At 60.6% G+C, this 22714-nt stretch carries 17 protein-coding genes; 5 read left to right on the top strand and 12 right to left on the bottom strand.

Annotation, left to right across the window (positions count from 1 at the left end):
* Positions 1–12 precede the first annotated feature (12 nt).
* The 7 genes from AC0Z6F_RS20415 to AC0Z6F_RS20385 all read right to left on the bottom strand — a co-directional run bounded on the left by AC0Z6F_RS20415 (position 13) and on the right by AC0Z6F_RS20385 (position 13709).
* The gene (locus AC0Z6F_RS20415; protein WP_100433942.1) at positions 13–3225 is read right to left on the bottom strand and encodes a helicase-related protein; all 3213 of its coding nucleotides are present in this window, start codon (positions 3223–3225) and stop codon (positions 13–15) included.
* On the bottom strand, positions 3225–5063 hold the full coding sequence (locus tag AC0Z6F_RS20410) for a phospholipase D family protein (RefSeq protein WP_004139631.1): 1839 nt from the start codon (positions 5061–5063) through the stop codon (positions 3225–3227). The genes AC0Z6F_RS20415 and AC0Z6F_RS20410 overlap by 1 nt, the downstream gene beginning before the upstream one ends.
* Positions 5060–6250: a DUF6361 family protein gene (locus AC0Z6F_RS20405; RefSeq protein WP_004139630.1), complete on the bottom strand. Its 1191-nt coding sequence runs from the start codon at positions 6248–6250 to the stop codon at positions 5060–5062. The genes AC0Z6F_RS20410 and AC0Z6F_RS20405 overlap by 4 nt, the downstream gene beginning before the upstream one ends.
* Before the next feature lie 530 nt (positions 6251–6780).
* Positions 6781–8646: a dynamin family protein gene (locus AC0Z6F_RS20400; RefSeq protein ID WP_012509883.1), complete on the bottom strand. Its 1866-nt coding sequence runs from the start codon at positions 8644–8646 to the stop codon at positions 6781–6783.
* A complete protein-coding gene (locus AC0Z6F_RS20395; protein ID WP_485618297.1) occupies positions 8643–10856 on the bottom strand; it encodes a dynamin family protein in 2214 nt (737 codons plus the stop codon). Before AC0Z6F_RS20395 ends, AC0Z6F_RS20400 begins: the two co-directional genes overlap by 4 nt.
* On the bottom strand, positions 10853–12748 hold the full coding sequence (locus AC0Z6F_RS20390) for a dynamin family protein (RefSeq protein ID WP_229298172.1): 1896 nt from the start codon (positions 12746–12748) through the stop codon (positions 10853–10855). Before AC0Z6F_RS20390 ends, AC0Z6F_RS20395 begins: the two co-directional genes overlap by 4 nt.
* Positions 12705–13709 (bottom strand): helix-turn-helix transcriptional regulator, encoded by a 1005-nt coding sequence (locus AC0Z6F_RS20385; protein ID WP_004139622.1) that lies wholly within the window; start codon positions 13707–13709, stop codon positions 12705–12707. Before AC0Z6F_RS20385 ends, AC0Z6F_RS20390 begins: the two co-directional genes overlap by 44 nt.
* A 903-nt stretch (positions 13710–14612) precedes the next feature.
* Here AC0Z6F_RS20385 and AC0Z6F_RS20380 point away from each other — a divergent pair.
* From AC0Z6F_RS20380 to AC0Z6F_RS20365, 4 genes are all read left to right on the top strand, one after another.
* Entirely contained in the window at positions 14613–15260 is a 648-nt protein-coding gene (locus AC0Z6F_RS20380; protein ID WP_012509880.1) for a HEPN domain-containing protein, read from the top strand.
* A gap of 121 nt (positions 15261–15381) precedes the next feature.
* On the top strand, positions 15382–15960 hold the full coding sequence (locus tag AC0Z6F_RS20375) for an energy transducer TonB (RefSeq protein ID WP_485618299.1): 579 nt from the start codon (positions 15382–15384) through the stop codon (positions 15958–15960).
* A gap of 451 nt (positions 15961–16411) precedes the next feature.
* Positions 16412–16780: a hypothetical protein gene (locus AC0Z6F_RS20370; RefSeq protein WP_485618301.1), complete on the top strand. Its 369-nt coding sequence runs from the start codon at positions 16412–16414 to the stop codon at positions 16778–16780.
* 624 nt (positions 16781–17404) lie between these two features.
* Positions 17405–18313 carry an HNH endonuclease gene (locus AC0Z6F_RS20365; RefSeq protein ID WP_485618303.1) on the top strand — a complete coding sequence of 303 codons (909 nt, stop codon included), beginning with the start codon at positions 17405–17407 and terminating at the stop codon, positions 18311–18313.
* On the opposite strand, the gene AC0Z6F_RS20360 is transcribed toward AC0Z6F_RS20365, so the two are convergent.
* Positions 18293–18778, bottom strand: a complete 486-nt coding sequence (locus AC0Z6F_RS20360) for a hypothetical protein (protein ID WP_485618304.1) — start codon at positions 18776–18778, stop codon at positions 18293–18295. The genes AC0Z6F_RS20365 and AC0Z6F_RS20360 overlap by 21 nt on opposite strands.
* Positions 18779–19191: 413 nt before the next feature.
* On the opposite strand from AC0Z6F_RS20360, the gene AC0Z6F_RS20355 reads away from it, so the two are divergent.
* Complete coding sequence (locus AC0Z6F_RS20355) at positions 19192–19530, top strand: hypothetical protein (protein ID WP_154344321.1); 339 nt, start codon at positions 19192–19194, stop codon at positions 19528–19530.
* Between the two features lie 247 nt (positions 19531–19777).
* Here AC0Z6F_RS20355 and AC0Z6F_RS20350 read toward each other — a convergent pair whose 3' ends face one another.
* The 4 genes from AC0Z6F_RS20350 to AC0Z6F_RS20335 are packed head-to-tail and all read right to left on the bottom strand — an operon-like array spanning position 19778 to position 22542.
* Positions 19778–21043 carry a MazG nucleotide pyrophosphohydrolase domain-containing protein gene (locus AC0Z6F_RS20350; RefSeq protein ID WP_485618307.1) on the bottom strand — a complete coding sequence of 422 codons (1266 nt, stop codon included), beginning with the start codon at positions 21041–21043 and terminating at the stop codon, positions 19778–19780.
* Between the two features lie 2 nt (positions 21044–21045).
* Entirely contained in the window at positions 21046–21657 is a 612-nt protein-coding gene (locus AC0Z6F_RS20345) for an Nmad2 family putative nucleotide modification protein (protein ID WP_080354129.1), read from the bottom strand.
* Positions 21654–22121 carry a TIR domain-containing protein gene (locus tag AC0Z6F_RS20340; protein WP_478465153.1) on the bottom strand — a complete coding sequence of 156 codons (468 nt, stop codon included), beginning with the start codon at positions 22119–22121 and terminating at the stop codon, positions 21654–21656. The genes AC0Z6F_RS20345 and AC0Z6F_RS20340 overlap by 4 nt, the downstream gene beginning before the upstream one ends.
* Before the next feature lie 16 nt (positions 22122–22137).
* Complete coding sequence (locus AC0Z6F_RS20335; RefSeq protein WP_485619593.1) at positions 22138–22542, bottom strand: SLATT domain-containing protein; 405 nt, start codon at positions 22540–22542, stop codon at positions 22138–22140.
* Between the last annotated feature and the right edge of the window lie 172 nt (positions 22543–22714).

The following is a 22714-nucleotide window of genomic DNA, read 5'->3' as shown; positions in this document are numbered from 1 at the left end:
CGGCCGACCCGGTCAGTCCGGCAGCAGTTCGATCCGCCAGGTGTCCAGCAATGCCTGGACATCCTCACCGCCTTCCGCACGCGCTTGCAGGTGCCCAAGAAGATCCTGCTGGCGGGGCTGCGCGAAGACCATACGATACAGCGCCAGGCTGCTCTTCAGCCGATCAAAGCGGTGCTTGTCCTGGCTCAGAGGAAAATGGAACACCTTTCGCTCAACCGCCACACCGCCCGGTGCCTCGCAGATCCAATATGGAATCAGGCCCGCCAATGGCGTTTCCTTGTGAGGCACCTCTGCATTGGTGAACAGTCCCGCCCATGGGTCACCGGCTGCCTGGTCGGGCACGAACCCGGCCAGCCGCGCAACGTTTCGGCGGACGGCCAGTCCTTTGTAGCGATGAACGCGCCCCTCCCGCTGCTCAAGATCCACCGGATTGCCAGGCAGGTTCCAGTGAACAATCGAGTGGCACCAGGAATGGAAGTCCAGCCCTTCCTGCCCCACCGAAGTGGATGCGAGCACGAAGGGACGGAAGGGCGAGTTGAATGCATGCTGCAACGCGTCCTTGCGGGCAACCACCTTGTCGTCCTCGGTGGCATTTCCGTAGCGCATCGCATACCGGCAACGCAATGACAGCGCATCGTCGCGCACGAGCTTTCCATCCAACAGCTTCACACCCTCAGGGTGAAGCTGGCTTGCGCGCACGTGGCCCGCATCACTCACGCCCTTCGCGATGGCCTGAGCATGGGTAGATTTCTCGTCCGCTGCGTTCTGCTCGTGCAGCAGATGCAGGTACTCATCAAGCAAAGCCTGCAAATTGCCTTCTGCGCAGTATGCCACCGCCCGCCGCCAATACACCCCACCTTCCTCGTGAGTGATGATGGCGACCGCTTCGGGCATATTCAGCTGTCGGCGGAACACGTCCGCAATTTTTATGGCGGCTTGGCGAAGGTCGGCCTCATTGTCTCCCGGCAGCAGGCGCAGCAATGCACGCAAAGCGCACACACCTGGTGCCGCCAATGCGAGATCAGCCAGTACCTCGGCAATGTCGTCGGGACGTGGCCCAAGCGTCTGCAGAGAGGGCTCGTCAAAACCGCGCCCCCATACCTGTCGCCAGTAAGCCACATGACGGGAGAACCCCTGCCCTGAAACGCTGGCGCCACCGTCTTCCTCATCCTCACCCGCACCAATCGTCAGGTCCTCCGAACCCCAGCACGGGTCCACATGCGATTGGACATGCGCACGCTCAAGCAGAAGCAGCGTCAACCAGTACCAGCGCACGTCAGGCGGCCCCGAGTGCCTGGACGCTGGCAGGTCAAGCGACTCCATCCTCTCCCTGATCCGACCGGCAGCCTCACGCCTGGCATCTGCCAAGTGCAGCGAGCCACCTGCAGCGACCGACATCGCCAAGGGATCGACCATTGTGGCCAGCGCGAGGGAAGGAACCAGCAGAGTGAGCGCGTTCATGTCCTCATGCCCGCTCTTGCCGCTGTTGAAGCGCAAGCGAGCACTCAGGCTCTTGCCAGGCGCGTCGTATCCGGGCTGGAGCGCATGCCCCGCCATGGCCAATTGCTCGGCATGGTAGGAAAGAAGGCCGGCAATCGCATCAGGAACCATGTTCCAGCTTGAGAACACCAGCGTCTTGCTGAAATGGGATACCTGCGCGTACGCACCCTCTCCTGCCCAGTAAGGCATGGAAGGAGGAACCCACAACAAGCGCCAGCTGCCCTGGTCCTCCATATCCTTGGCCAGCACGTCCATTCTCGGGTTTGCCGCCACCAACGGGCTGTACCGCTGCAGCGCATCCTGATCCAGCGTCCTGTACTGCGGATGCTGGGACAACGCCCGCCCCAGAGCCGCCTTGCCCTGTCGATCCATCATGCGGCGCTTGAAGGTGTATCCGTCCTCACGCATGAAGTTCAGCAGGTAGGGACTGGAGCGCCAGAACTCCATGACATCATTCGTCCCCGCCGCTCTTGCAAGCGCATCCACGCAGGCGTAGTCCGCCAGGTCCTCCGATGTCAGCGACAACGGAAGCGGGACATCCCTCACCATCGCATCGCGGCCCCGGGTTACACCCACGCGCTCGGTCCGGCACATCACCTTCTTGAGCCGACTCTCGATTGCACCCTTGAGCACACGTGCATCATCCTGCGATGCCCCCACGCCCACCAGCGATGCACGGAATGCGGCGAGGTCAGCGCGGAGCGCGGTCACCTCTTCCGGATCATTGAACAGGAATGACGCCGTTGCCAGGAAGTCGCGGTAGTGATCCTCCTGCTCCTGCTGGGCGACGAACATCTTGTAGGGCGTGGCCGAAAGCAGGAGCACGCGAGGCTTGTTCTCATGGTCGAACAACTCCTGCGCCAGCTTTGCAGCAGAAGATGCCGGGGCAGCCTCGTCATCGGAGTCAGGATCCTGCACGGCAAGAAGCTCGCGGAAGCGCTGGAACTCATCCAGCACCACCAGATCAGGCTTCAGTGCCTTCAGGCAACAGTGCGCCAGCGTGGTGCGCAGCCAGGACGTCAGCTCGAGGGCTTCGGCGCGCTCGTCACTGTCCAGTGCACGCGTCCGCCGACCGGCGTGCCTGTCACAGACTTCGACAAGCTGTCTCAATCGCTTCTTGTCCAACGACTTGACAAACGTACGGGTGATGGCCTCATCCGGTTCATCCACGCCGTCCTCGTGCTCAAAATGCTGCCGCCAGCCATCTCCCAGACCGCCACGCAGCACCCAGGCCAAGCCGTTGGCATTGAGCCTGGATACGCCCTGCAGCATGCGATGGATGAGCACGCGCTCGCGGGCCAGTCCTCCACGGCTGGTTGTTTCAAACGAAGTACCTGGTGTGAAACTGATGAAGTTCACACCGTCGCCTTCCAGACCGCCATCGGCAAGCGCCAGCGGCAGCAGGGTCAACCGGGTAGCGCGAACCGCTTTGGTCGAACGAAGCCGAAGACGCTCCAGGTTCTGCGACGCGATGGAAGCATTGGAGCAGATGTAGATGATGTCCATGCGCTCTTTGCTGGCTGCCTTATGGGCAACCACGCGCGCGATCAGACCTTTGGCCACCTGCGTCTTGCCCAGCCCCACCTCATCGGCGACCAGGAAACGCAGTGCCGGATCGTGATCTTCGTACATGCGTCGGAACGCATAGTTCACCGTCCTACGCTGGAAGCCCTTCAGCCGCTCAAGAACGGGGGTCGGATCCGAAAGATCTGTATTCCTGTTCATTACGCAGCCTCCTTGCCAATAGCGTTTCCCACAACTTCCCAGAGGGCCAGGAAATCATCGGGCAGACAGGGCTGCCCATCGAACTGCTTGTCCTTCAACCGCTTCACCATGCGATCAATCGCTTCAAGTCGTTCAGGCTCGCGGGAATAGATCCGCAGCAGCTGTTCAAACAGCGGGTAGTTCGCCATGAGGCCACTCGCATCCCTGCTGCCGCCGCCGCTGCCTTCGGATCGATTGCGCGCTCCACAGCCTGCGGCCTGGGGATCATCCAGCAGCAGCGCGAGATAGCGCAGGAACGCCGCGCGGTTACCCAGGAGTTGTGCCACCAGCGCGTCCGCGCGGTCGTCTGGAGCGCCCTCCAGTGAAACTTCCAGCGCGAAGCGCAACGGCGGGACGGCCAGCTCCTCGGCGCGGGTACTGTTGGGCGTGACCTGGAAGCCAACCAGCGAACTCACCTCATGGCCGGCAAAGGTTCCCAGATCAACCTGACCCGCCTGTACAGGACGGGCCCGCTCGGAAACCACCGCCAACGGCCACGCGTGCAGCGTGGCACCGTCAAGCGGAAGGCCCGGGCACGAAAGCGCGAGGTTCCATCCCGAGACCGGATGGGTTTCGCAGTGCAGCGTCCAGGCGGCAGCAGCAATCTGGCGACGGATGGCCTCCAGCTGGTCCTGCAGTTGGCGACGCTCTGCGCCCTCCGCATCTTCGCCCCCACCGGGCGTGTACGTGTCCAGCAAGGGCTGAAGATGCTCGTCAAGCCACTGCCTCGGCGCGGGAATCCTGCTCACCGGACCACTCAGCTCCGCAACCACTTCAACGTTGCTGCCGTTCTGCACAACCGCGTTGGTGTAATTGGCCGAACCGACTGCAACGTGCACCCGTTGGCCGCGCTGGAACACGGCCACCTTGGCGTGCAGGCCCTGCAGCGTATCGGCCTGTCCAGCCTCTTCACCTTCGGAGAGCAGCGTGTCGGGCTTCAACACGTAGGCACTGTCATCGGCCAGGCAGGCGCCGGCCGGAAGCCTATCCAGCTCATCGGCGCGACTCACCAGCATGAAGTCGCCGTTGCAGTGCTCGCGCAGCGTCTGCAGCGCGCCAGCGCGTACGAAGGGAGAGACGATCAACACATCCTGGGCCTTGCCACCGCCCTCGAGCGGACTCCACGGCACGGCCCGCTTTGCAGTACCCAGCACGTGGAACGCCAGCTGGGTGAAGCCCGGAGGCTTTTCCCAGTCAGCGCGCTCGATGTCCTTCGCCAACGATACGATCATCGCCTGCCGCTCCAGGTCCGGCGACGCCCCTTCGGTATTCAGCGGCAGCCAGCGCAGGAAGTCCGCCAGCGGCTTGTTGCTGGCCTCCTTGGCCTTTCCTGGCACACCATCCAGGCGCAGGCTCACGTCCCAACAGCGGTCCCAGGTCAGATTGCGGGTCAGCACCAGCAGACGTACGACGGTGGCAGGTTCGGCGGCCGCATCGATGGCCACATAGCGCAGCGCCCAGATCTTCGGGTGGAAGGCGCCGCCGTGTGGGGCGCAGACCTCATGCACCATGCCCTCAGCCAGCACCGCCAATGCGTTGCCTGCTGGCGGTGCTTCCATCCGTCCCCGTTCGCAGAACACCGCAAGCCTGCGGCTTGCCCGGCGCAGCCCTTCCACGAGGCGCAAAGGATCTTCTTCGGCGCTGTTGTCGTGGTCGCCGAGCAAAGCGAAATGTGCAGGCAATCCCAGCAACGCGCCCAGCGACAGGCTGTACGTAGTGGCGACGCCGGCATCAAACCGGTAGCCGCTGGGGGGCTGCAAGGCCTCGGTCAGAGTACTGCGTGCAGATGGATGGATCATGCGGCCTCCAGGCCGTGCAGGAGGTCGGCAAGGTGACGGCGCGTGATGCCCCACCGGTAATTGAGGATTCCGAGGCCGGACGCACCGCTCCAGCGATCGAGGTTTTCAGGATTGAAGCGCGAGAGATTGCCTTTCAGCGAGCGCTCCCGCTCACGCACGAGACTGCGTGACTGCGGGCTGTCGGCCTGGCCGGCCTTGACCAGCGCAAGCCAGCTGCTCACGAACTCGCGGGTGCGCGGATGAATCGGACGCCCCACCCGTTCCACCTGCTCCCAGAACTGCACCATGTCCCATTCGCCCAGCTGCGAAGCCGGAACGCCGTCGATCCAGGTCTTCAGTTCCTGGCCGTACTCCTCACGACGTTCATCGTTGGAAGACGCCTCCGCCAGGGCAAGGTTGTAGACCAGCGACGCACCGTTGGCGAGACGGGAGAACTGACGCGCGTGTTCCACGAGCTCACGCAGCGGCTGCGGAGCCTGGCGGATCTGTGGATGCAGCCATGGGAACCCGGCGTCGGCACAGTCGCCCAATCGCCCCTTGTCCTGCGCCAGCCACACCAGCAGGGTCTGCGGGTGATGAACCTTCCATTGCTCGCGGATGAACTCCGCCTCGTCCGCGGTCAGGGACAGCGATCCCTCTTCCAGTGCGGCCACCGGTACGAGCTTCTCCAGTGAGGGATGCCAGGTCTGTGCAATCAGCTCAGCGTCCTCCATCCCGTCGTCGCGTTGCTGCTTCCAGCTGCGCTCCCTGCGAATCTGCTCGATGGCCGAGAAGTAGTCCTGCTGGGAGCCCGATCGCGCGAAGATGCCCCAGGAGCGCATGCCCGCCCAGTAGACGGAGCTGGCAAGGCGCTTGAGCGTGTGGCCGGAATCACGACCGAACGCCCCGTCCTCCGCCGCCAGGCAATCATTGAGCTTCAGCTCATCCTGCCGCGCACGCTCTGCAAAATCCCTGGGGCGTACCGAAGAAGCCTCCAGGCCCATGAACATCCTCGGCAGCAGAAGCATGTATCGCAGCCGCGTCTGGATGACGGAGGTGCCGGGGAACAGCTGGTCGGACAACGCATCGCGGATACCGCCAAATCCGAGCTCGTCGCGGGTGCCGGGCTGGTCCAGAAGGGCCAGCAGCGTAGCGCTGCGTGCCTGTGCCGCAGCGTCATGGTCGAGCCATGTCAGGCTGGAAGGCATCTCAAATCCTCCCGCAGGCGCGTGCGCGCGTGGATGCACGGCGCGATACATGGCGCGTGCATTGGGTCTGCTGGTTCATCACTTTCCCCTGTTCCTGTTCCTGGTGTGGGTGACGCTTGTATCTGTGCTGCTCGATTGCTCTTGCATGTGCCGGCCAGCCATTCTTCCGATCAATGCGTCACTGGCTGTCGCGCCCTCAAAGAAGATGGACCAGCAGGACGCACCATGGGCAGGGATGCCCCCGCCATTCATACGGAGGCAAGCCGCCCATGTGGGGACGTACACAACGTTGGACCTATCACTGCCCAGCCTGCGGTTGGCTTCGTATCACCCCGCCAACGGGGGATGTGCGTCTGCCGGGGCTGACGCACTTCTCCCATTGCCCGCAGTGCAGGTCACCCGCCGTCTCTGGCCGCCCCACCCGCACCCTCGACCACCTTTGGGACGGTCTGCCTGAGGCCTGGCGGAAGGCAGACCCCAAGCCATAGCGACATTCAGGCAAAGACCGGTCATGCCAGGCCACACCCGCATCAAGCGGGCGTGAGCACCCGTCTTGCTGCATCGAGGAAAGCGGCATTGATCTGGTCCGCATCGACAAGAAGTCTGGACAGGGCGTCGAGGTTCATCGCCGCGTTGATGGTCTCCACGTTCTGGGTTGCCGAACGCATGGTTGCCGCATCCTGGACATCTCCCTGCATCAGGTCCAATGCAAGCGCACGCGCGGCCGAGCGGCAGGCCTTCGCCGTCGCGATGGATTCGGTGATGGCACTGCGATAAAGCTCGAACACCTCGTTGATCCGATCCTCGACATGCTCCATCGGCAGACGACCCTTGGGACGCTCACGCAGGAAGTCCTGCATGGATTTTCCACGGAATTCGTACTCCTTGCCGTACTTTGAGGAGTAAACACTGATGCCCTCAACCGTGATTCCATTCAGCTCGATTTCGTCCTCGATCTGCCCCAGGATCTCTTCAATCTGATCAGCTGATCGCAGATCGGCCTTGTTCAGAACCACGTAGACAGGGCGTCCCTCGAAACCAATCTCCTTCAGGAATTCGATATCCGAATCCGGAGTCGTACCGTTGGCGTCAATTCCGATGACCCAGAAGAGCACATCCGACTTCCGCGAGTGAGACACGGCTACCGCGCGGTCGCTCTGACTGAAACTACCCTCGGTACCCGGGTTGTAGCCGGGGGTATCCATCAGACAGATGTTGCCGGTGCGCTCGGTGTCCATGCTGGTACCGACGCTTACCAAGGGCATGATCCGCTTGAGGTCAAAGCTGAACTTCTCGACAAACGCACGGGACATTTCCTGGTAGAACCCGGCATCCAGATCAATGCAGCCGCCATTGAACGAATACGCCTGGATCTTCGTCTGCTGCGCGGGATACACGTAGCTGGGGATGACGGTTGCCGGCGTGACGCTGGAGAGCAGCTTGAAATCCTTGCCGAGGAAGCTGTTGATGAAGGCCGACTTTCCGCTGCTGAAGCCACCGACCACCCCCACGACCGTGCGGCGGAAGATGTCCGGATTGGCCGCCATCAGGTGCAGCTCCTGCTGGATGGACTGCAACAACCTCAGCGCCTTCGCTTCGTCAGCGAGGGACGCCTCGGCACTCGCAAAGCGCATGTAGTCATCATCGAGCAGCTTCTGGAAGGCTTCGATTCCCTCATTTCGCGGCGGCGGCACAGCAAGCAGGCGCGAAACGAGCGCAAAGCGGATCTGCGTTGCGGCATGTTCGGCCTGCAGAAGATCCAGGTCGCCACCCAATTGGCGGCTCTGCTCCTGCTCGCTTTCAAGCGCAGCCTGGGTTGCAGCATGCTGCATGGACTGCACCTTAAGGCGGTCCTGGGCATCCACCAGGCTCGTCGTCAGCTGCGCCCGGGCCATCTTCTCGGCGCCGTAGCGCTGGCTCAGGTCCAGTTCGCGCCTGCCCGCTTCCTGAAGCTCCTTCTGCAACTCCTGCGAGGCCTGCCTCTGGGCATCGAGTTCGCCAGCCAGTGCCTGCTCGCGGGTCTGTGCATCGTCACGCTCGCGACTACGGGTGGTCTCACTCTCGGCCAGGGCCTCGGACACATTCTTCAGCTCAGTTCCCCGCTCCGCCAGAGCCTCCGATGCGCGTTCAAGTTCGGTCTCGCGCTCCGCCAGAGCCCCGGATGCGTGTTTCAGTTCAGCTTCCCGCTCTGCCAAGGCAAGCGCGCGTTGCTCCGCCGTGATGTTGAGCCGTCGATGGTCCTCCACGATGGAGATCCAACGCTGGCTGGCTGCATCCATCTGCTCCTGGATGGCGGTCACGTGGAGCCGACGGCCCCACGGCTTCCACCCGGCGAGGTAGGTAAGGTGCTGCGCGCTGGTGCCTTCGAACAACGGCCTGCCATTGTCACCACTCACTGCATTGCCTCCAGCTCCGCATCCATCATGGTCAGTGTCGCCCGCGTCTTTTCAGCGTCTTCCATCAGCGCCTGCAGTGCATCGAACTGAGCTTGAATGTGCCCAATGAAGTCATCTGCAACAGACTTTGGAATTGCCCTCTTTACTGTCTCAACATACTCGTAGGCCGCGGCCTCAGCCGTTTCTCGCAGTGTCTCAATGGCGTGCTGCGCCTGCTCGAGGAACGTATCGGCCTCGCTACCCTTCAGCTTCATGGTGGATGCCTTCAGCACCGGTGCCCGAAGCGAAACCGGAGGAAACTCCACGCCATTGACGATGCTCTTCAGCGATGAATAAACCGCCTCGATGTCCAGCTCATCGTCCAACTGCCGTCGCGCCGTCTGGAGCAGTTCTGCAAACAGCCGCTTGCCAAATTTGGCCTGCAACTCAGTCGCTCTGCTGTCAAGATCTGTTCGCAGCCCACTAGCAAATGCCGATACGGCGGACTTCACAGCAGCAGGCAGGACGGTGCGGTTGTTCTCCTCATACTCCCGGTAGCCGCCATCCCAGAGTTTTCTTGCCACCCAATTGAAGGCGCCAGGAGACTCAGTGCGGCGGGTGGTTTTCTCGGTACCTACCGTCCTGCTCACCCCCGAATCGGCAGCGTCGTAGGCGCCATCGATGACCTCCTTCATGGCCTTCCTGAGGCCATTCACGAAACCAGTCTTGATACCCATGAGCTCATCATCCAGAGCCACCGTAAGGTTGAATTTGCGACGTTCCAACCCTCGCTTGTTCTTCTTCAGCTCCGTCAGCCCGGCCTCACCAATCTCCCCTCTGCGCAAAGACAACTGTCTGCGCAGCTCACGCAGCAGCTCGACCTGCTTCCGCTCCTTGGCATCCAGCAGGTCCTGGCGCCGAGCGGCCAGCACGCGCGCTTTCGCTAGACGGGTCTGTTCCACCACCTCATGCAGACCGGCCATGTTGGCCAACTGATCGAGATTGGTGCGTGACAGCCCTGGATTGTCATCCCTGAAGTAGTCCGGGTAGGTTTCCTTGAGGTTCTGCCACGCCGTCAGGCGGCCACCTTGCCAATCCGCCACGCTGTCGAACTCGACGGACATCGAATGGCACATGCCGGAACTGTGGATGATCGCATCCTCACCCTTGTCCACCAGGCTCTGGAATACATCTCCAACCTCGGGGTTGGAGAGCTTCAGCTTATCCAGCACCTTGCCCGCATGGCCCGCAAGCTCCCGCCGCAGACCGGTAAGCGAAGCATGCAGCTGTGCCTGCATTTCCGAACCATGCAGCGTGTTGTCCACCTGGCTGGCAACCAGCACCAGTTCGCGGATGCCCTCGGCAGCGGTGATCCGCGCCATCACGTCCAGATCTTCCTGACTCATGAACTGCGCTGCCGGGCTGACGACAAACACCACATCGCAGCACTTCAAGAGATCATGGGTGCGTGCCTCGCGCGATGCGACCGGGTCATTCAGCCCCGGCGTATCGATGATGCGCAGCCCGCGCAGCGCCTCCACCGGCATCTCGATGTCGACGCTCTTGGTTACAGGCATGTAGTGACCTTCCGCGGCAACGTAGTCCGCCAGCAACGCCGCCAGGCCCTCTACGTCGTCGGCCTCCAGCGGCTTGTCCTCCTTCAGGTGGGCCAGCGAAAGGCCGGACGCCGTGATCTTCGCCCACTGTTCGTGCGAGGCCTGCAAGGACGGCTGCTGGGTGGCCAGTGCCCGTCGGGCACCCCGCTCGGCCAGCTCCCTTCGGCGCTCAGGGTCCAGGCCCGCACGCCCTTCCGTGCGTCGCAGCTCTTCGATCAGCGACTTCTCAAGCAGGTCGCTGTACACAGCAGCAGCCTGCTCGATGTTGGCAAGATCCGCCTGGGAGTAGAAGCGCGCGGTCGCCTTGAACCGCTCGCCGTAGGTCAGCGTGGTCAGTGCTGCGGTCATCGGCGTCGCCGCCTGCGGCAGTACTGACTCCCCGTTGAAAACCAGCGCGTTGAGCAGCGTCGATTTGCCGGCCTTGACCCGGCCGACAATGCCAATGTCCATCAGGCGATTTTCGTCGTCCAGTCGCAACAACGCTTCCTTCAGGCTATCGATCGTGTCGATCTCCCACTGCGACGAAGCCCCGACGGCGCCATTGAGAATGTCGGCGTGTGCTGCAAGCCACGTGATCAACTTCTGCTGACGGTCCAGGATCACTTCAGCACTCATCGGGCGGACTCCAGCGCGACGACTTCGTTCGCAACGGAGGTCAGACCAGCTTCCGCAGCGTCAAGTGCTTTCACGCGTGCCGCGCGGGCAGGACTGCTCTGCTCGGCCACAACACTTTCCAGCAGCTGCCGTTTTTCCTCGATGGCCGTCTTGAACTCATGCACGGCCTGCTCGATCAGGCCATCAACCTGTGCCTGCAGCAGCTCGGGCAGCTTGGTCCGGAACTCGCGCTGCACCGACGGAATAACCTGGTTGTCGATGGTCTTGCGCAGCTCCTCCTCGCGGAGCTTGCGCGACACAAACCCGAGGATCTCCGGCAGGAAGATCACGACCAGCTCGATCGCCGGCGCCACGACGCTGGTGGTGACCGCCAGAACGGTGGTGATACTGCGGAAGGCGACTCGGGCTCTCTGGGTCTTCTCCCGATCATTCTCGTCATCACCGGCATAGGGACGCAGCAGCTTCTCGTCTTCACGCGCCTTCTGCAGGTTGCCCTGCCAGCGCTCGAGCGCTTGACCGGTCTGGGTCAGCGTCTCCTGCACGCGCGTCTGCATCTGTTGCGTCCAGTCCGGTCCGCCGACACTGCCAACCTCATCCACCTCGCGCTGAGACAGGGATTTGGCCAGATCACCAATCGCCTGCTGGCTCAGCCCTTCCATGCGTTCCTTGACCACACGACTCAAGCGCTGGCGGGAAATATCGCTGACGACCTGCGCAAACCGCGGGTTGTTGCCACCGGCAGCGGCCGCCTGCAGCTCACTGGAGGCCTCGCGAAGGGCCTGGCCTACTTCCTCAACGCACTGTTCGACCACCTGGCTCAGGCGGCTACGGCCCAGCTTGGCCACGAGGGCGTCGCGCTGGGCGTTCAGATCATCCAGGGCATCATTCAGCTGACGTACGCTGCGATCAATATCCGCATCGCTCTGATCCAAAGCCTTGCGTGCCATTTTCACCTGGGCACGAGCGTGGGCAAGCTGGCGCGAGATTCGCGGCAGGAAGCGGCCGATCCACAGATCACTTGCACTGATCTTGGGCAGCAGACTGGCCAGTCCATTGCCCTGCTTGCGGTCGTCGCGTGCCATGGCCGGCGCAACGCCCAGGCGCAATTCAAGCTGCTCCCGTACAGCCACTTCCACGGCATCCACTTCTTCGGCCGAACGCAGGTTCGCCTTGCTCAGCAGGATCGAGAATCCAGCCTCATAGGTCTGCATGGTTTCAAGCTGGCGCAGCGTCGACTCGGCCAGAGTACCGTCGGGCACGCTCACGGCCACGATGAAGTGCGCGCCACGCGGCAGATAATGGGCGATGGCCTTGTTGTGGCTGTCCAGCGAGGAGCCGAAGCCGGGCATGTCCACGAGAACCTGTGGATACAGCGCTTCCAGGCGCGGGTCGTCCAGATGCAGTTCCAGGTGCGTGTACGACGAGGCCCGCGGCTTGATGGACAGCAAGTCCTCCACGGCGAGCCGATCACTGCCACCATCGGCACGGTGCGCCAGAACGTGGGGATCCCGGCTGAAGCGCAACTCGGTGGCCAGCTCAGTCTCCGGGGTGATACCGACCGGGAGGATGTCCGCGCCCAGGAAGGTGTTGATCAGCGAGCTCTTTCCTGCACTGAACGCACCGATGATCGGTACCAACAGTTCGGCCCGCTGCATTTCTTCGGCGAGCGAGTGGTTTTCAGGCAGTTCGATCGCTGCGCTGTCAGCCAGCGTCGTAATCCGGTCCAACAGACCAAGGCATTGATTCTTAACAGCGAACATCTGTTTCCCCTGTGTGGCGTGTAGGTCGAAGGAGTAGCGCGGAAAGATTGTGTTGCGGGCGTGCGACATCCGGCGTCGCACCCACACGTCAGTAACGCTGTGCGGCGCTTCGGTGGCGAGCGGCGATATCATCGGCCAGTGCTGCGGGAGCCAGAACGCGTACCGATGCGCCCAGGCCGAGCAGCCACCAGCGCAGTTGGGCGGAGTCATCGACGGTGGCCCGCAGACGGGGAACAAGACCGTCCCCGACGTCCAGCTTCTGATCACGGGAGAGCGGTGTCTCCGCCAGGTGCTGGGCCAGGGCTTCATCAAGCTCCAGCTCAACGGACAGAGGTCCCTTGCTCTCGAAGCCTGCTGCAACCCGGCTCGCATAGTTTCCGAGTTCGAAGGACTCAGCACCTTCGGTGTCGGCGTCGAGCATTTCTGCACGCTGTACCCGGTGCAGCGACAGCGTAGTGGTCTCCGTGCGCCCATCAATCCGTCCAGCCAGGTAACTGGACGTTCCACGCTGGATCATCCCGTAGGGATGGAAGACGTACTCACTGGCATCGCTACGGCCACGGGCCACGTAATACAAGCGCAGCTGCTTCTCGTTGAAAAGCGCCTGGTGCACGTTGACCGCCACGTCGGTGTCCACCGCAGCCGGCAGCAGGGACTGGCTGGCTGGCACGACGGCGACCTTCTCGTGCCAGCGCCGCGTGGAACGCGTCGTGCGGACCGCCGCCAGCGTCTTCTCTGCCTGGTCAAAGAACGGCGTCAGTGCAGGCCAGTGATTGGCTGGCAACAGTCCCTGCAGGTTGCGCTGCGCGGTGAGCAGCACCACCGCCTGTGAGACGGACATGCCCGGCATGCTGAAGGCGGCCGCGCCGCGCATCCATGCCCAACCATAGGGTTTCTGAAGATCATTGCTCTCGATGGGGAACTGCAGCGACAGGGCGTTCAGATCCCGTTCGATGGTTCGAGTCCCCCCCTTGTAGCTCTCCGCCGCCAAGGTCTGGGCGAGCTCCTTCACGGTGCGGTAGTGCGGAGCAGGCTGCAGCAACTGCAGCAGACGCCACTGGCGCGCCAGCGAGGAGCGGTTATCGGTGTCCATGTTGCCAGTCCTTTGTATGTTTCCACGACATCCCAGCAGGGGACGAGCCGATTCAACCGAAAGCTGCGACATCTGATGTCGCAAGAAGCCACTTCGGCCAACAACGGGTTCCTTCCCTTGGTCTCGTGATTATCTTGAATCCGATCACGCTTTCACAGCAGACACAGGACGATCTGCGGGTGTGGATGTGGAACGATGTGTGTTCCGATGGAGGCTCAAGTAATCCAAACGCAAGCCGATAGCGGCCGGCTACGGATGCCAATGGCACGGCGCTCGGCGGGCATCGACGCAGCCTGCACGGGGCGCCTGTGGTGGATCGCTCTGCAGCAGAATCTATCGCCAACTCGCGCGCGATGTCTTTAGGAATGGTCCGAAATCCAATCGCGCCGCCACGATCCCGGGAGCGCCGAGTATCGGCCTGGGTGACGCGACACAGGTTGTCGCACCCCTCTGCAGAATGGACGCCGAAGGATCGGAACAGGGGCATTGGACGCCCCGCTACTACCCAGGAGGAGGGACTGCATGTTCAAGATTATCGGTGCCACGGTGGTTTACGGTTTCGCGCTGTATGGGCTGGGCCGCTGGCTGACGGACCAGCAGCTTGTCGGCGCAGATGACTGAGGCTCGGCAGAGCATGTGGGGACTGGCGCAAAAGTCGACCTACCATTGCCGAGACTGCGGCTGGAAGCGGACGTTGCCTTCGTCCGGGGATGCGCGTATCGAGGGACTGACCTGGTTCCGCACCTGCCCCGAGTGCCGCTCCACTGCGCTGGCGTGCGGCAGCGCAGCCACTCTGGATGCGCTTTGGCAGGGATTACCCGAGGCTTGGCGGAGTGCGCGACGTTCGGAGTAGTTTCCCAGCCGGAGGTGCCATGCATAATGGCAAATCTTACAGGGGGGAAAATGGATTCGACTGCTCTGAAGGAAGTGCATCGTCAGATTCGCGATGCACAGCCGGACTCGACGCGCGTGCGCCTACACCGCGCCATCAGCTGGCTCAACCGCGCCGAACAGGAAGACGAGGATACGGACGCGCGATTCCTGTTTCTGTGGATTGCGCTGAACGCAGCCTATGCCCAGGAGTTCGGATTCGAGAATGCCGAGCGCGAACAACTGCGCAGGTTCTTCGATGCTTTGCTGAGGCATGACAAGCAAGGAAGCCTGCAGGACATCCTGTTCAAACAGTTTCCCGGGCCTATCCGAACCCTTATCGGGAATCGCTTTGTCTATGCACGCTTCTGGAAGGCACTGCGGGAACATGACAGCAGCGACCAGTGGGCAGAGCGCTTTGCCAAGGACCAGCGCTCGGCGCTGCAGGCCGTGGTTGAGCGGCGTACTGAAGTCGTGCTCTCCATCGTGCTTGACCGGCTGTACGTACTGCGCAACCAGCTGGTACATGGCGGGGCCACGTGGGACAGCCATGCCAATCGTGAGCAGTTGCGAGATGGCGCCGCCATCCTGGGCCAACTGGTACCGGCTATCCTGCATCTGATGATGAGGGACGACGCGCCCGACCTGGGTGAAGTCGCCTACCCGATGATCCCCATCTGAACCACGGCACGGCCAGAGATTTCGGCAGGCCCGGCAACGCGGTTTAGGGACTGAGCGCATGGCTGGGACCCGCCCCAGCCATGCACGCTCCACGCCATCCCCTGACCCCAAGGAGATGATCATGCCCACGATCCTCGCCGGGCGACTGGAAGGTTTTACCCACGCGCTATCACCCGCCACTACAACGTCGGCATGGGCGCGGCCAGCCGCTCCAAGCGGGAGCCAGCCGGGGGATAGCCGCTATGCTGGCAGCGCACCGGAATGGATACCACGTATGCCCCGTTTGAACGCCGCCCTGGCACTGAACCTCGCCCTCATGCTGCTGAGCGCTACACATGCCATGGCCATGGCGGCAGACCTGCAGGTGTCCACCGAAGTGTTCGTAGAGGCCGGTGACAACCCCTCCTTCAAGCTGCGGCAGGCACCTGCCATTGAGTATTCAACGGCCCCTGCCACGCCGCCCGATACCTTCCTGCAGGCTCCCATGGCGGTGCTGCTGGTTGCTCAACTGGATGAGCTGGGCCACGTTTCCGACGTGATGGTGGCGCGGTCCAGCGGACTGCGGGAGTTTGATCGTGCGGCCCTTACCGCAGTGGACCAATGGCGCTTTGATCCAGTCGTGGTTGAGGGCGTCGCGCTGCATGCGCGGGTGCGGGTGCGTTTGAGCTTCGTGCCTTCGGCCGAGGCGCCTCCTGGTTGAACCGCTGCTCCAATCTGTCGCAATTGGTCCTACGCCATGGCCCTGGCTGCGGGCATTCCTGCGCTTGAGGCCAATAGCGCCAAGCGCTTCAAGAGCGTTGCGGCGCAATCGCTTGCTGGCTTAACACCGTGTGCGACAATGCTGAAAGCGTCAGGACTGGCAATCAACAGTCCTGTGGTTTCTTGGCATTTGGTTGCTGCACGGGTATCTCTTGGCGTGCCACCGGAAAAGGGTGGCGCGGGACTCGAAAACCCGTCTCTGTACCAGATGTATGCGCTTGCCGGCCGGCGTCACTTTTCTGTGGCGCCGGCTGGCAATCCGTTCGCGTTCCATGGCGGACGGTGCGTGGGGATCTTCGGATCCGCCGGTCTGGTACATACCGGTTTTCGAGCCCGCACCGTCCGCCACCTTTATTGGTGGCGCTGCTATCTGTCCTGTACGGAGCATTGCCATGAACACATCGGACTTCCGTTCCCTGCACGCGCAGTACGATCCGGACAACGCCGAACCCGAGCGCGAACCTTCCGTCGATCCCAACGCCTTCGTCGCCACGCTGCACCGCATCGAAACCGGTGCGGCTGCGGACGGCCAACCTTGGCCGGAGCGTCATCAACTGCCTGGGCGGTGCCTTCAGCTGGCGGACGCGGATTGCGCGCTAGCGGGGCTGCGTGTGGTGGCCGAGCTGATGCTGGCTGCGGAGCGGACTCGGCAGAACGGCGCGCCTGAGGAGTACCTGGGCGATCGGGTTATGGAGGGGTTGAAGATGGCTTGTGTAGCGTTGACTGCGCAGGCTATTGAGCGGCTGCAGGTTCGGGAGTAGAGCGCGCTTCGCTACGTACATCGAGTGCAATGCGCGGATCGTACGCACGGTCCCAAGCATTCGCCGCTGTCTGAGCCCTTTAGCCCCCAACACTGGCCTCATTATGCCGAGCCGGACTTTGCTTGCCCTGACAACGGCAGCGCTATTGGGATTGATCATTGGAGGGACGTACGCGCCAGCCACCACAATGAGTCTTGTGAACTACCCAAGACTCACCGACTCGGAGTTTGCCCTGTTTCGGGCCGATGCCGAGAGCTACGCCGAAGCATTGGCTTGCCAAGGCGTCATCATCGGAAAGCATGATTCCAGTAGACGCTTCTTTGATATGAGCGTACGCGGCGATGCCGTTCTGTTCGTGGACAACTCTGGGCCGAGTCTTCTGATAGTCACCATGTCTACGGTCGCAAGCGATGCAGTGGAGCTACAGCGTTGGAAAGATGGATGGGGCTCATCAGAGAGACGCAGGAGGAACTTGAGCGCACCTGAGAACAGCTGCTCTAGGTCTGCGTCCCAATAGCCCCAATCTGCACCCTGTCGAGACAGCCAAACGCGTCAACCAATGACACAAGGAACCTGGTTCTGGCTAGAATCCTGGGCAGTTAGCTTCTAGGACAGGGATCTAGGATGGAACTCCCATTCGAGGTGGGCGCGCTCTACAACCGTCAAAAGCAGATCCATGGTGTATTTGGCGGCCAACAGCAAGGCGGCATTTCGACGCCCAAGGAGCATCCGCTAGTCATCGCGTTCACTGGCGAGGCCGGCGTGTCTCACGGCTACCACGACTTTTGGGACGACGACGAAGTCTTTCATTACTTCGGCGAGGGTCAAGTCGGAGACATGAAGTACGTAGCGGGCAACCGAGCGATTGGTGAGCACGTCAGGGATGGCAAGACGCTCGTAGTGTTCCAGATGATGGGCAAGGGGCGGCCCTACCGGTACCTTGGTAGGTTCATCTGCCAGTCCTCCTACGTTCAACCTGGCACACTAGATCGAGAAGGGCAGCCACGATCTGCGATCGTTTTCCGCTTGAGATCATTGGAAGCCTCGCTGGGCCTTGCGGCGAGCGAGACGGACCAAGCAGAGATCGATGCCGCTATCGATGACGTCGGCGCGACCACTACAAGACGCGAAACCGAAGTGCGGACGAAGCAACGTCTCTTCCGCGAGCGCCTGATCGGCGTTGAGAAGGGTTGCCGGTTGACCGGCATTGAGGACCTCAGATTCCTCCGCGCGAGCCACATCAAGCCATGGGCTGATAGCACTCATAGCGAGCGTGTTGATGGGGAGAACGGCCTTCTGCTGGCCCCCCATGCGGACCTGCTGTTTGATCGGGGGTGGATTAGTTTCTCGTCGATCGGTCGCCTGCTAGTCTCGAGCGGCCTGCCGCCTGATGTGCAAGTTCGTCTTGGTCTGAAACTGGATGCTTCGCATCGTTGTGGAGTCTTCTCCGCAAAGCAACTTAGCTTCTTGGAATTTCACCGAGACGTTGTTTTTGATAGCTGCCGTCTCCCATCAGGTTGCCCAGAGCACTAACTCGAAAATTTTCTGTAATGATCCACCGATTTTTGCTCTCGGAAGGTCGCCGATGCGGTGCTCGCCATACCGATTTGCGACAAGTGCCATCCCAGCAAATGTCGCGTGCCGCAGTCGATCACTAACAACCTGCTGAGCCGGCCGTCCTTGCCACCCCAGAGCCGGCACAGATCCGTAGCCCATCACTGATCCTGCCCCTGGTCGCGAGAAGTCTTCGCTTCGATTCGCGGACGCTGACCAAGCGGGTGCTTCTTGCACCAACCCTTGAGCTGGAAGATCCGCTGCACGATTCACGCCCAGCAATGCAACCACAGTGCGGTAGCCGAACGATGGCTCCGCCTCGATCATATCTATGATTGGCTCGGCCAGCTTGGAATTGGCCTTGGCCGAACCCTTAGTCGGCTTGGAGTATGTCGACCGACGCGCGGCACCCGTGTCTTTCAGCCCCTGCTGGACCGAGAACATCAGCTCACGTCCTTTCCCCTCAGGACGGCCCGCTTCTTTCGGGCGCTGATCACCAGCATTGCCTCGCCGGAGGCCTCCTGAAGACCCTTCAGCCGCCGCTCGTACTACCTACGCATATCCTCAGGCTTGGCACGCCGGGCATTCTCTACGCCGCGCTTGCCGTCCTCGACCCAAATTTCGATCTCAGCGGGGGTCAGATCGAACCGCCGGCTGGCTGCGGCCGCAGCCGTCTCGCTCTGGGTGAACTCAAGGACCAGCGCCGACTGATGCCGGGCCTGCCATCGCCTAATTGTTTTCTACCAGCATTTCTCTCATCGACGTCTCCTTCGGGGAAAGTAACACCTGAGCAGAAAATCCGTGGTTCATTACAGTACGTCGCCAAAGTACGGCGAGTGAAGCATAGGTACAGTGCAATGCGCGAACTAGAAGATAAGCGTCCCCTGCCTATCCAGACGGGTCAAACCATGGATTCGAGACATGCCCTCGCGGAAGTCGGAGGTTCCCCCGTAGCTTGGGTGTCGCACCTGGTCAACCTCAACGCCCAGCTTGGATGCATAGATAGCCGCGTCCTGCCCAATGGCGACAATTCGCTCAATCCTCAAAATCCTAATCAATTGAATATTGAGCTCGCTCGCAACCGCAAACTCATGAGCGGTGAATTTTCTGTTTGTAAGCTCATCCCCATCCACATACGGATGAAATGGGAATACATTCCAAAGCATGGGCGGAGCGCTTATTTGACGCAAAACTGACCAGATCTCTGTAGCAGTCCGCTCCGCCACAACTGGCCCCACCGTTGATCGCTGCGGCTGTGCAAATCCATAAAGCGTACCCAGTTCGGACAAGTGCGCTTCATCAGTCAGGGCGACGCCGGTCCGTCGCCCTCCACGGTAGCCGAGGTCCCGCCCCATCCACATGACCCTAGAATCAATTTCCCTGACCGCATTTAGATAGTTGAGGAGGAGTGCCCTTCGAATCAGCGGACTCTCAACAGACTTATCATGTGTTACGCACACGTCTGCGTATGGGTTGAACACCCTTGGCAGGCTTACGCCTGCCAGTCGCTCTACGAACTTCTTTGTGCTCAGTAAGCTCATCTACTTCTTGAAGCCCTTTGTACGTGATTCTGCGCGCGTTGAGATCGGCGACGACATAACCGCCTCTCTTTTCCTTCAGAGTTCTGAAGACCTCGAACCCCATAAGGATAGCATTTGCCCACTCCCAGGGCTGGCACGCCTCGACCTCATACCCCTTAACAAGCGACTGAACCTGCTTCAGAACCGGGTAAGGAAATTTCTCTAAGCGCACCCCTGCAAAAAGATGCTCGCGCCCGATGTTAAACATCCATGTGGAAATAGCCTCCTCGATTATTATCGCTCGCGCGCCGTCCTCATTCTCATCAAGTGCTGGCGATGACTTTCTTTTTCGCTTAAGTAGGGCGCGAAGAACTGGCGACCAACCCAAGCAGGCAGCGTATGCCAGGTGAAACACATCATGAAACCGGTAGTCGTCTGCTTCGTGGCTATTGTCGGTCAATCGATCTCCAACGTTAATGCCATTGACCGAGATGAACGCGTACGGAACTGTGCGGACCTTTCGCTCTTCAAACCGTACCCAAAGTGTACGCGGGAGCTGCTCGTTCTGATCTGAAGCTGAGTCGAAGAGCTCCGATGGCGAAGGACTTGCACCCGGCCACCGCGCACGAACCTTATCAACATTATCTCTGGCGACCTGCTCCAGGTCGAGGTTCAAGGAGTGCGTCAGGAGCGCAAGATCCGCTAGCATTCCAGCCAGCGCAGGAAGTGCTGCACCGGGTGACGAGACCAGAGCACCGGCTCGCCCAACAGCACGCTGAAGGGCTTCGTTCTCTCCCATCTGAACCGAGCTCTTGCTAGCGTTAACAAAGCCCGTCAGACGCCGAAAACTTACATCGGCGTCCCTCCCCCCGAGCGGCTGCACGCGAAGAATGGCCGCAACTTCATTAATGGCCGATTTTAGCAAAGCCGACATCCTAAATTTCTGATGCTTAGCTATTGCAAACAGATACCAGAGAATGTCACCAATTTCCTCAGACGCGACACTTGCCTCTGCGTCCGTCAGCGCATCCCTCTTTGCTTTTTTGATCCCCGAGCAAAGCTCACCAACCTCACCTATTAGGCCGAGCTTATGCTTGAAAAGCTCATCATCTGTCCCCTGAAATTGATTTGAGCTCATGGCAGAGCTCAGATATTGGTCAAAACCGAAGACGCTCTTAAGGCGAGTCATGTTCAGAAGGCTCCCTTCCATTGCGCCGGCTGACCGTGGACTCCGGCAGCATGGCTAGACGTTAGCCAGGCAAGGAAGGAATCTTTGAGTGATTCCGGAATATTAACGATGTGGCCCCGGCCTGGGCGACATAAGTCATGCCTCCCCTGCTTCCTCGCAGACATCGGAACAGCCACTCTACGATCGCCGAAATAATAGAAATCATCCGCAACTAAAACCCTATCTGCGCTAACGTCACGCTTCATGTTTTCGAGATTGGCTCTACCGCCCGGGAAACTATGGTGGGAGTCCGACTGAATCCAAGCGCCCGCTTCCTTATGGTAGATATTGTCACCATAGGCGCGCTTTAAACTTCCATTGAGCACCGGCCGCTTTACTTCAAAACGTGGATCATTCCAATACTCATCGAAACTCAGCGCCTCGCCAACCTTCATAGCATAGATCAGGTCGCCTTGCCTTCCTGTTGAAACGGCACCAACTCCAATTATCCAGTCCCCTAGCGACGCATTCCCGCGTATCTTCGGCTTACAGGTAGCCAGAGTACATGATCCAGAGAATGGATTTGGCGCAAAACCGAAGTCCCTAACCACCACATAGCTATACAAGCGACTCATTGGCATTTGATCCTCTTGATCTCCCTATCCCCCATCTCAGATCCATCTGAGCACTCCCAACTATCTTTCCCCTCGATGGCTGAAATGATCCGCTCCGAATTCCACCCAACAACTGAATCGGCATACTTCACGAGGGATTCCGGGAGATCGCAACCGCCCTCCCCATGGACCCATATCCCTACAATCCGCTTCCCCAACGCGCTTGCACGCTCCACCTCCCAGTTCACCCAATCGCTGGTCCGGGTATCAGGAGTAATAAGCACGACAACCACCCCAGCCCACTCAATTTGAGGCGATATCACCTGGTACTTTATGTAATCCTCGCTCTGGGCATTATTTGGAGTCTGCGAGGTAATTGACGAGTCTTTGCACTGAAACCCCGATCGACTAAGCAGATCATAGAGCTTCTGAATGTGTGCCTCGTCCTCTTGTATATGGCTAACGAAAACATTCCTTGATTTCATACCCACCCCTGCTTGGTTAGATATCCTTTCTTGCCTCCCACTGAGTATGCTCCCTAGAGAAAGCATTCTCAGCGTCTCCGACGAAGAGGGAGAATTCCCGCTCACCCTTCACCTGCGCCAGCTGCTCCTCCACGACTCCAATCTCATGAGCGGTTAACGCATAGGAGGCGGCTAGTTCAGAGTATCGCTTTGACTGCAGGTAGGCCAGTGCCCCGGACGCGATTGCGACCAGGACCTCTGTCGGCCAGTACTGGAAATCTGAAAACTTTATCTTCAGGAGCGCAGAAGCGACGGCGGCGGTATTCGCGGCCACAACTACAGCGAAACATGTCCTACTGCGCGAAGAACTCTCCTTCGCCTTCGACGCGTACCATGCCCTTTGATTCGAGATTCGGTGGAGCCGATAAGTCGCAACGCGCATAGCTAGGTCATTGCTCCTGAGAAAGCGCATCTGCTCAGTGATCTGACGCGCCTCCAAGTCACTCTGGAAACGACCTGCTAGCTGTGTAAACCCACTACGTTGTTCAGCCGTACTCTTGAGATAGGTGGCTGGCCGCCGATCGCCATATGGGGACGGTGCCAGTTGTAGTGGT

This window comes from Stenotrophomonas sp. 1L-E-5-B-C3, from assembly GCF_057292075.1.
This window is presented reverse-complemented; position numbering and strand designations above follow the sequence as displayed.

Bases quoted from the DNA above. Each gene is read 5' to 3' on its own strand.
- AC0Z6F_RS20350 (WP_485618307.1), bottom strand. From the start codon at position 21,043: ATGACTCGCCTTAAGAGCGTCTTCGGTTTTGACCAATATCTGAGCTCT.
- AC0Z6F_RS20395 (WP_485618297.1), bottom strand. From the start codon at position 10,856: ATGAGTGCTGAAGTGATCCTGGACCGTCAGCAGAAGTTGATCACGTGG.
- AC0Z6F_RS20355 (WP_154344321.1), top strand. From the start codon at position 19,192: ATGCGCGAACTAGAAGATAAGCGTCCCCTGCCTATCCAGACGGGTCAA.
- AC0Z6F_RS20365 (WP_485618303.1), top strand. From the start codon at position 17,405: ATGGAACTCCCATTCGAGGTGGGCGCGCTCTACAACCGTCAAAAGCAG.
- AC0Z6F_RS20345 (WP_080354129.1), bottom strand. From the start codon at position 21,657: ATGAGTCGCTTGTATAGCTATGTGGTGGTTAGGGACTTCGGTTTTGCG.
- AC0Z6F_RS20410 (WP_004139631.1), bottom strand. From the start codon at position 5,063: ATGATCCATCCATCTGCACGCAGTACTCTGACCGAGGCCTTGCAGCCC.
- AC0Z6F_RS20415 (WP_100433942.1), bottom strand. From the start codon at position 3,225: ATGAACAGGAATACAGATCTTTCGGATCCGACCCCCGTTCTTGAGCGG.
- AC0Z6F_RS20370 (WP_485618301.1), top strand. From the start codon at position 16,412: ATGAACACATCGGACTTCCGTTCCCTGCACGCGCAGTACGATCCGGAC.
- AC0Z6F_RS20335 (WP_485619593.1), bottom strand. From the start codon at position 22,542: ATGCGCGTTGCGACTTATCGGCTCCACCGAATCTCGAATCAAAGGGCA.
- AC0Z6F_RS20340 (WP_478465153.1), bottom strand. From the start codon at position 22,121: ATGAAATCAAGGAATGTTTTCGTTAGCCATATACAAGAGGACGAGGCA.
- AC0Z6F_RS20360 (WP_485618304.1), bottom strand. From the start codon at position 18,778: ATGTTCTCGGTCCAGCAGGGGCTGAAAGACACGGGTGCCGCGCGTCGG.
- AC0Z6F_RS20390 (WP_229298172.1), bottom strand. From the start codon at position 12,748: ATGATATCGCCGCTCGCCACCGAAGCGCCGCACAGCGTTACTGACGTG.
- AC0Z6F_RS20375 (WP_485618299.1), top strand. From the start codon at position 15,382: ATGCCCACGATCCTCGCCGGGCGACTGGAAGGTTTTACCCACGCGCTA.
- AC0Z6F_RS20385 (WP_004139622.1), bottom strand. From the start codon at position 13,709: ATGGACACCGATAACCGCTCCTCGCTGGCGCGCCAGTGGCGTCTGCTG.
- AC0Z6F_RS20380 (WP_012509880.1), top strand. From the start codon at position 14,613: ATGGATTCGACTGCTCTGAAGGAAGTGCATCGTCAGATTCGCGATGCA.
- AC0Z6F_RS20405 (WP_004139630.1), bottom strand. From the start codon at position 6,250: ATGCCTTCCAGCCTGACATGGCTCGACCATGACGCTGCGGCACAGGCA.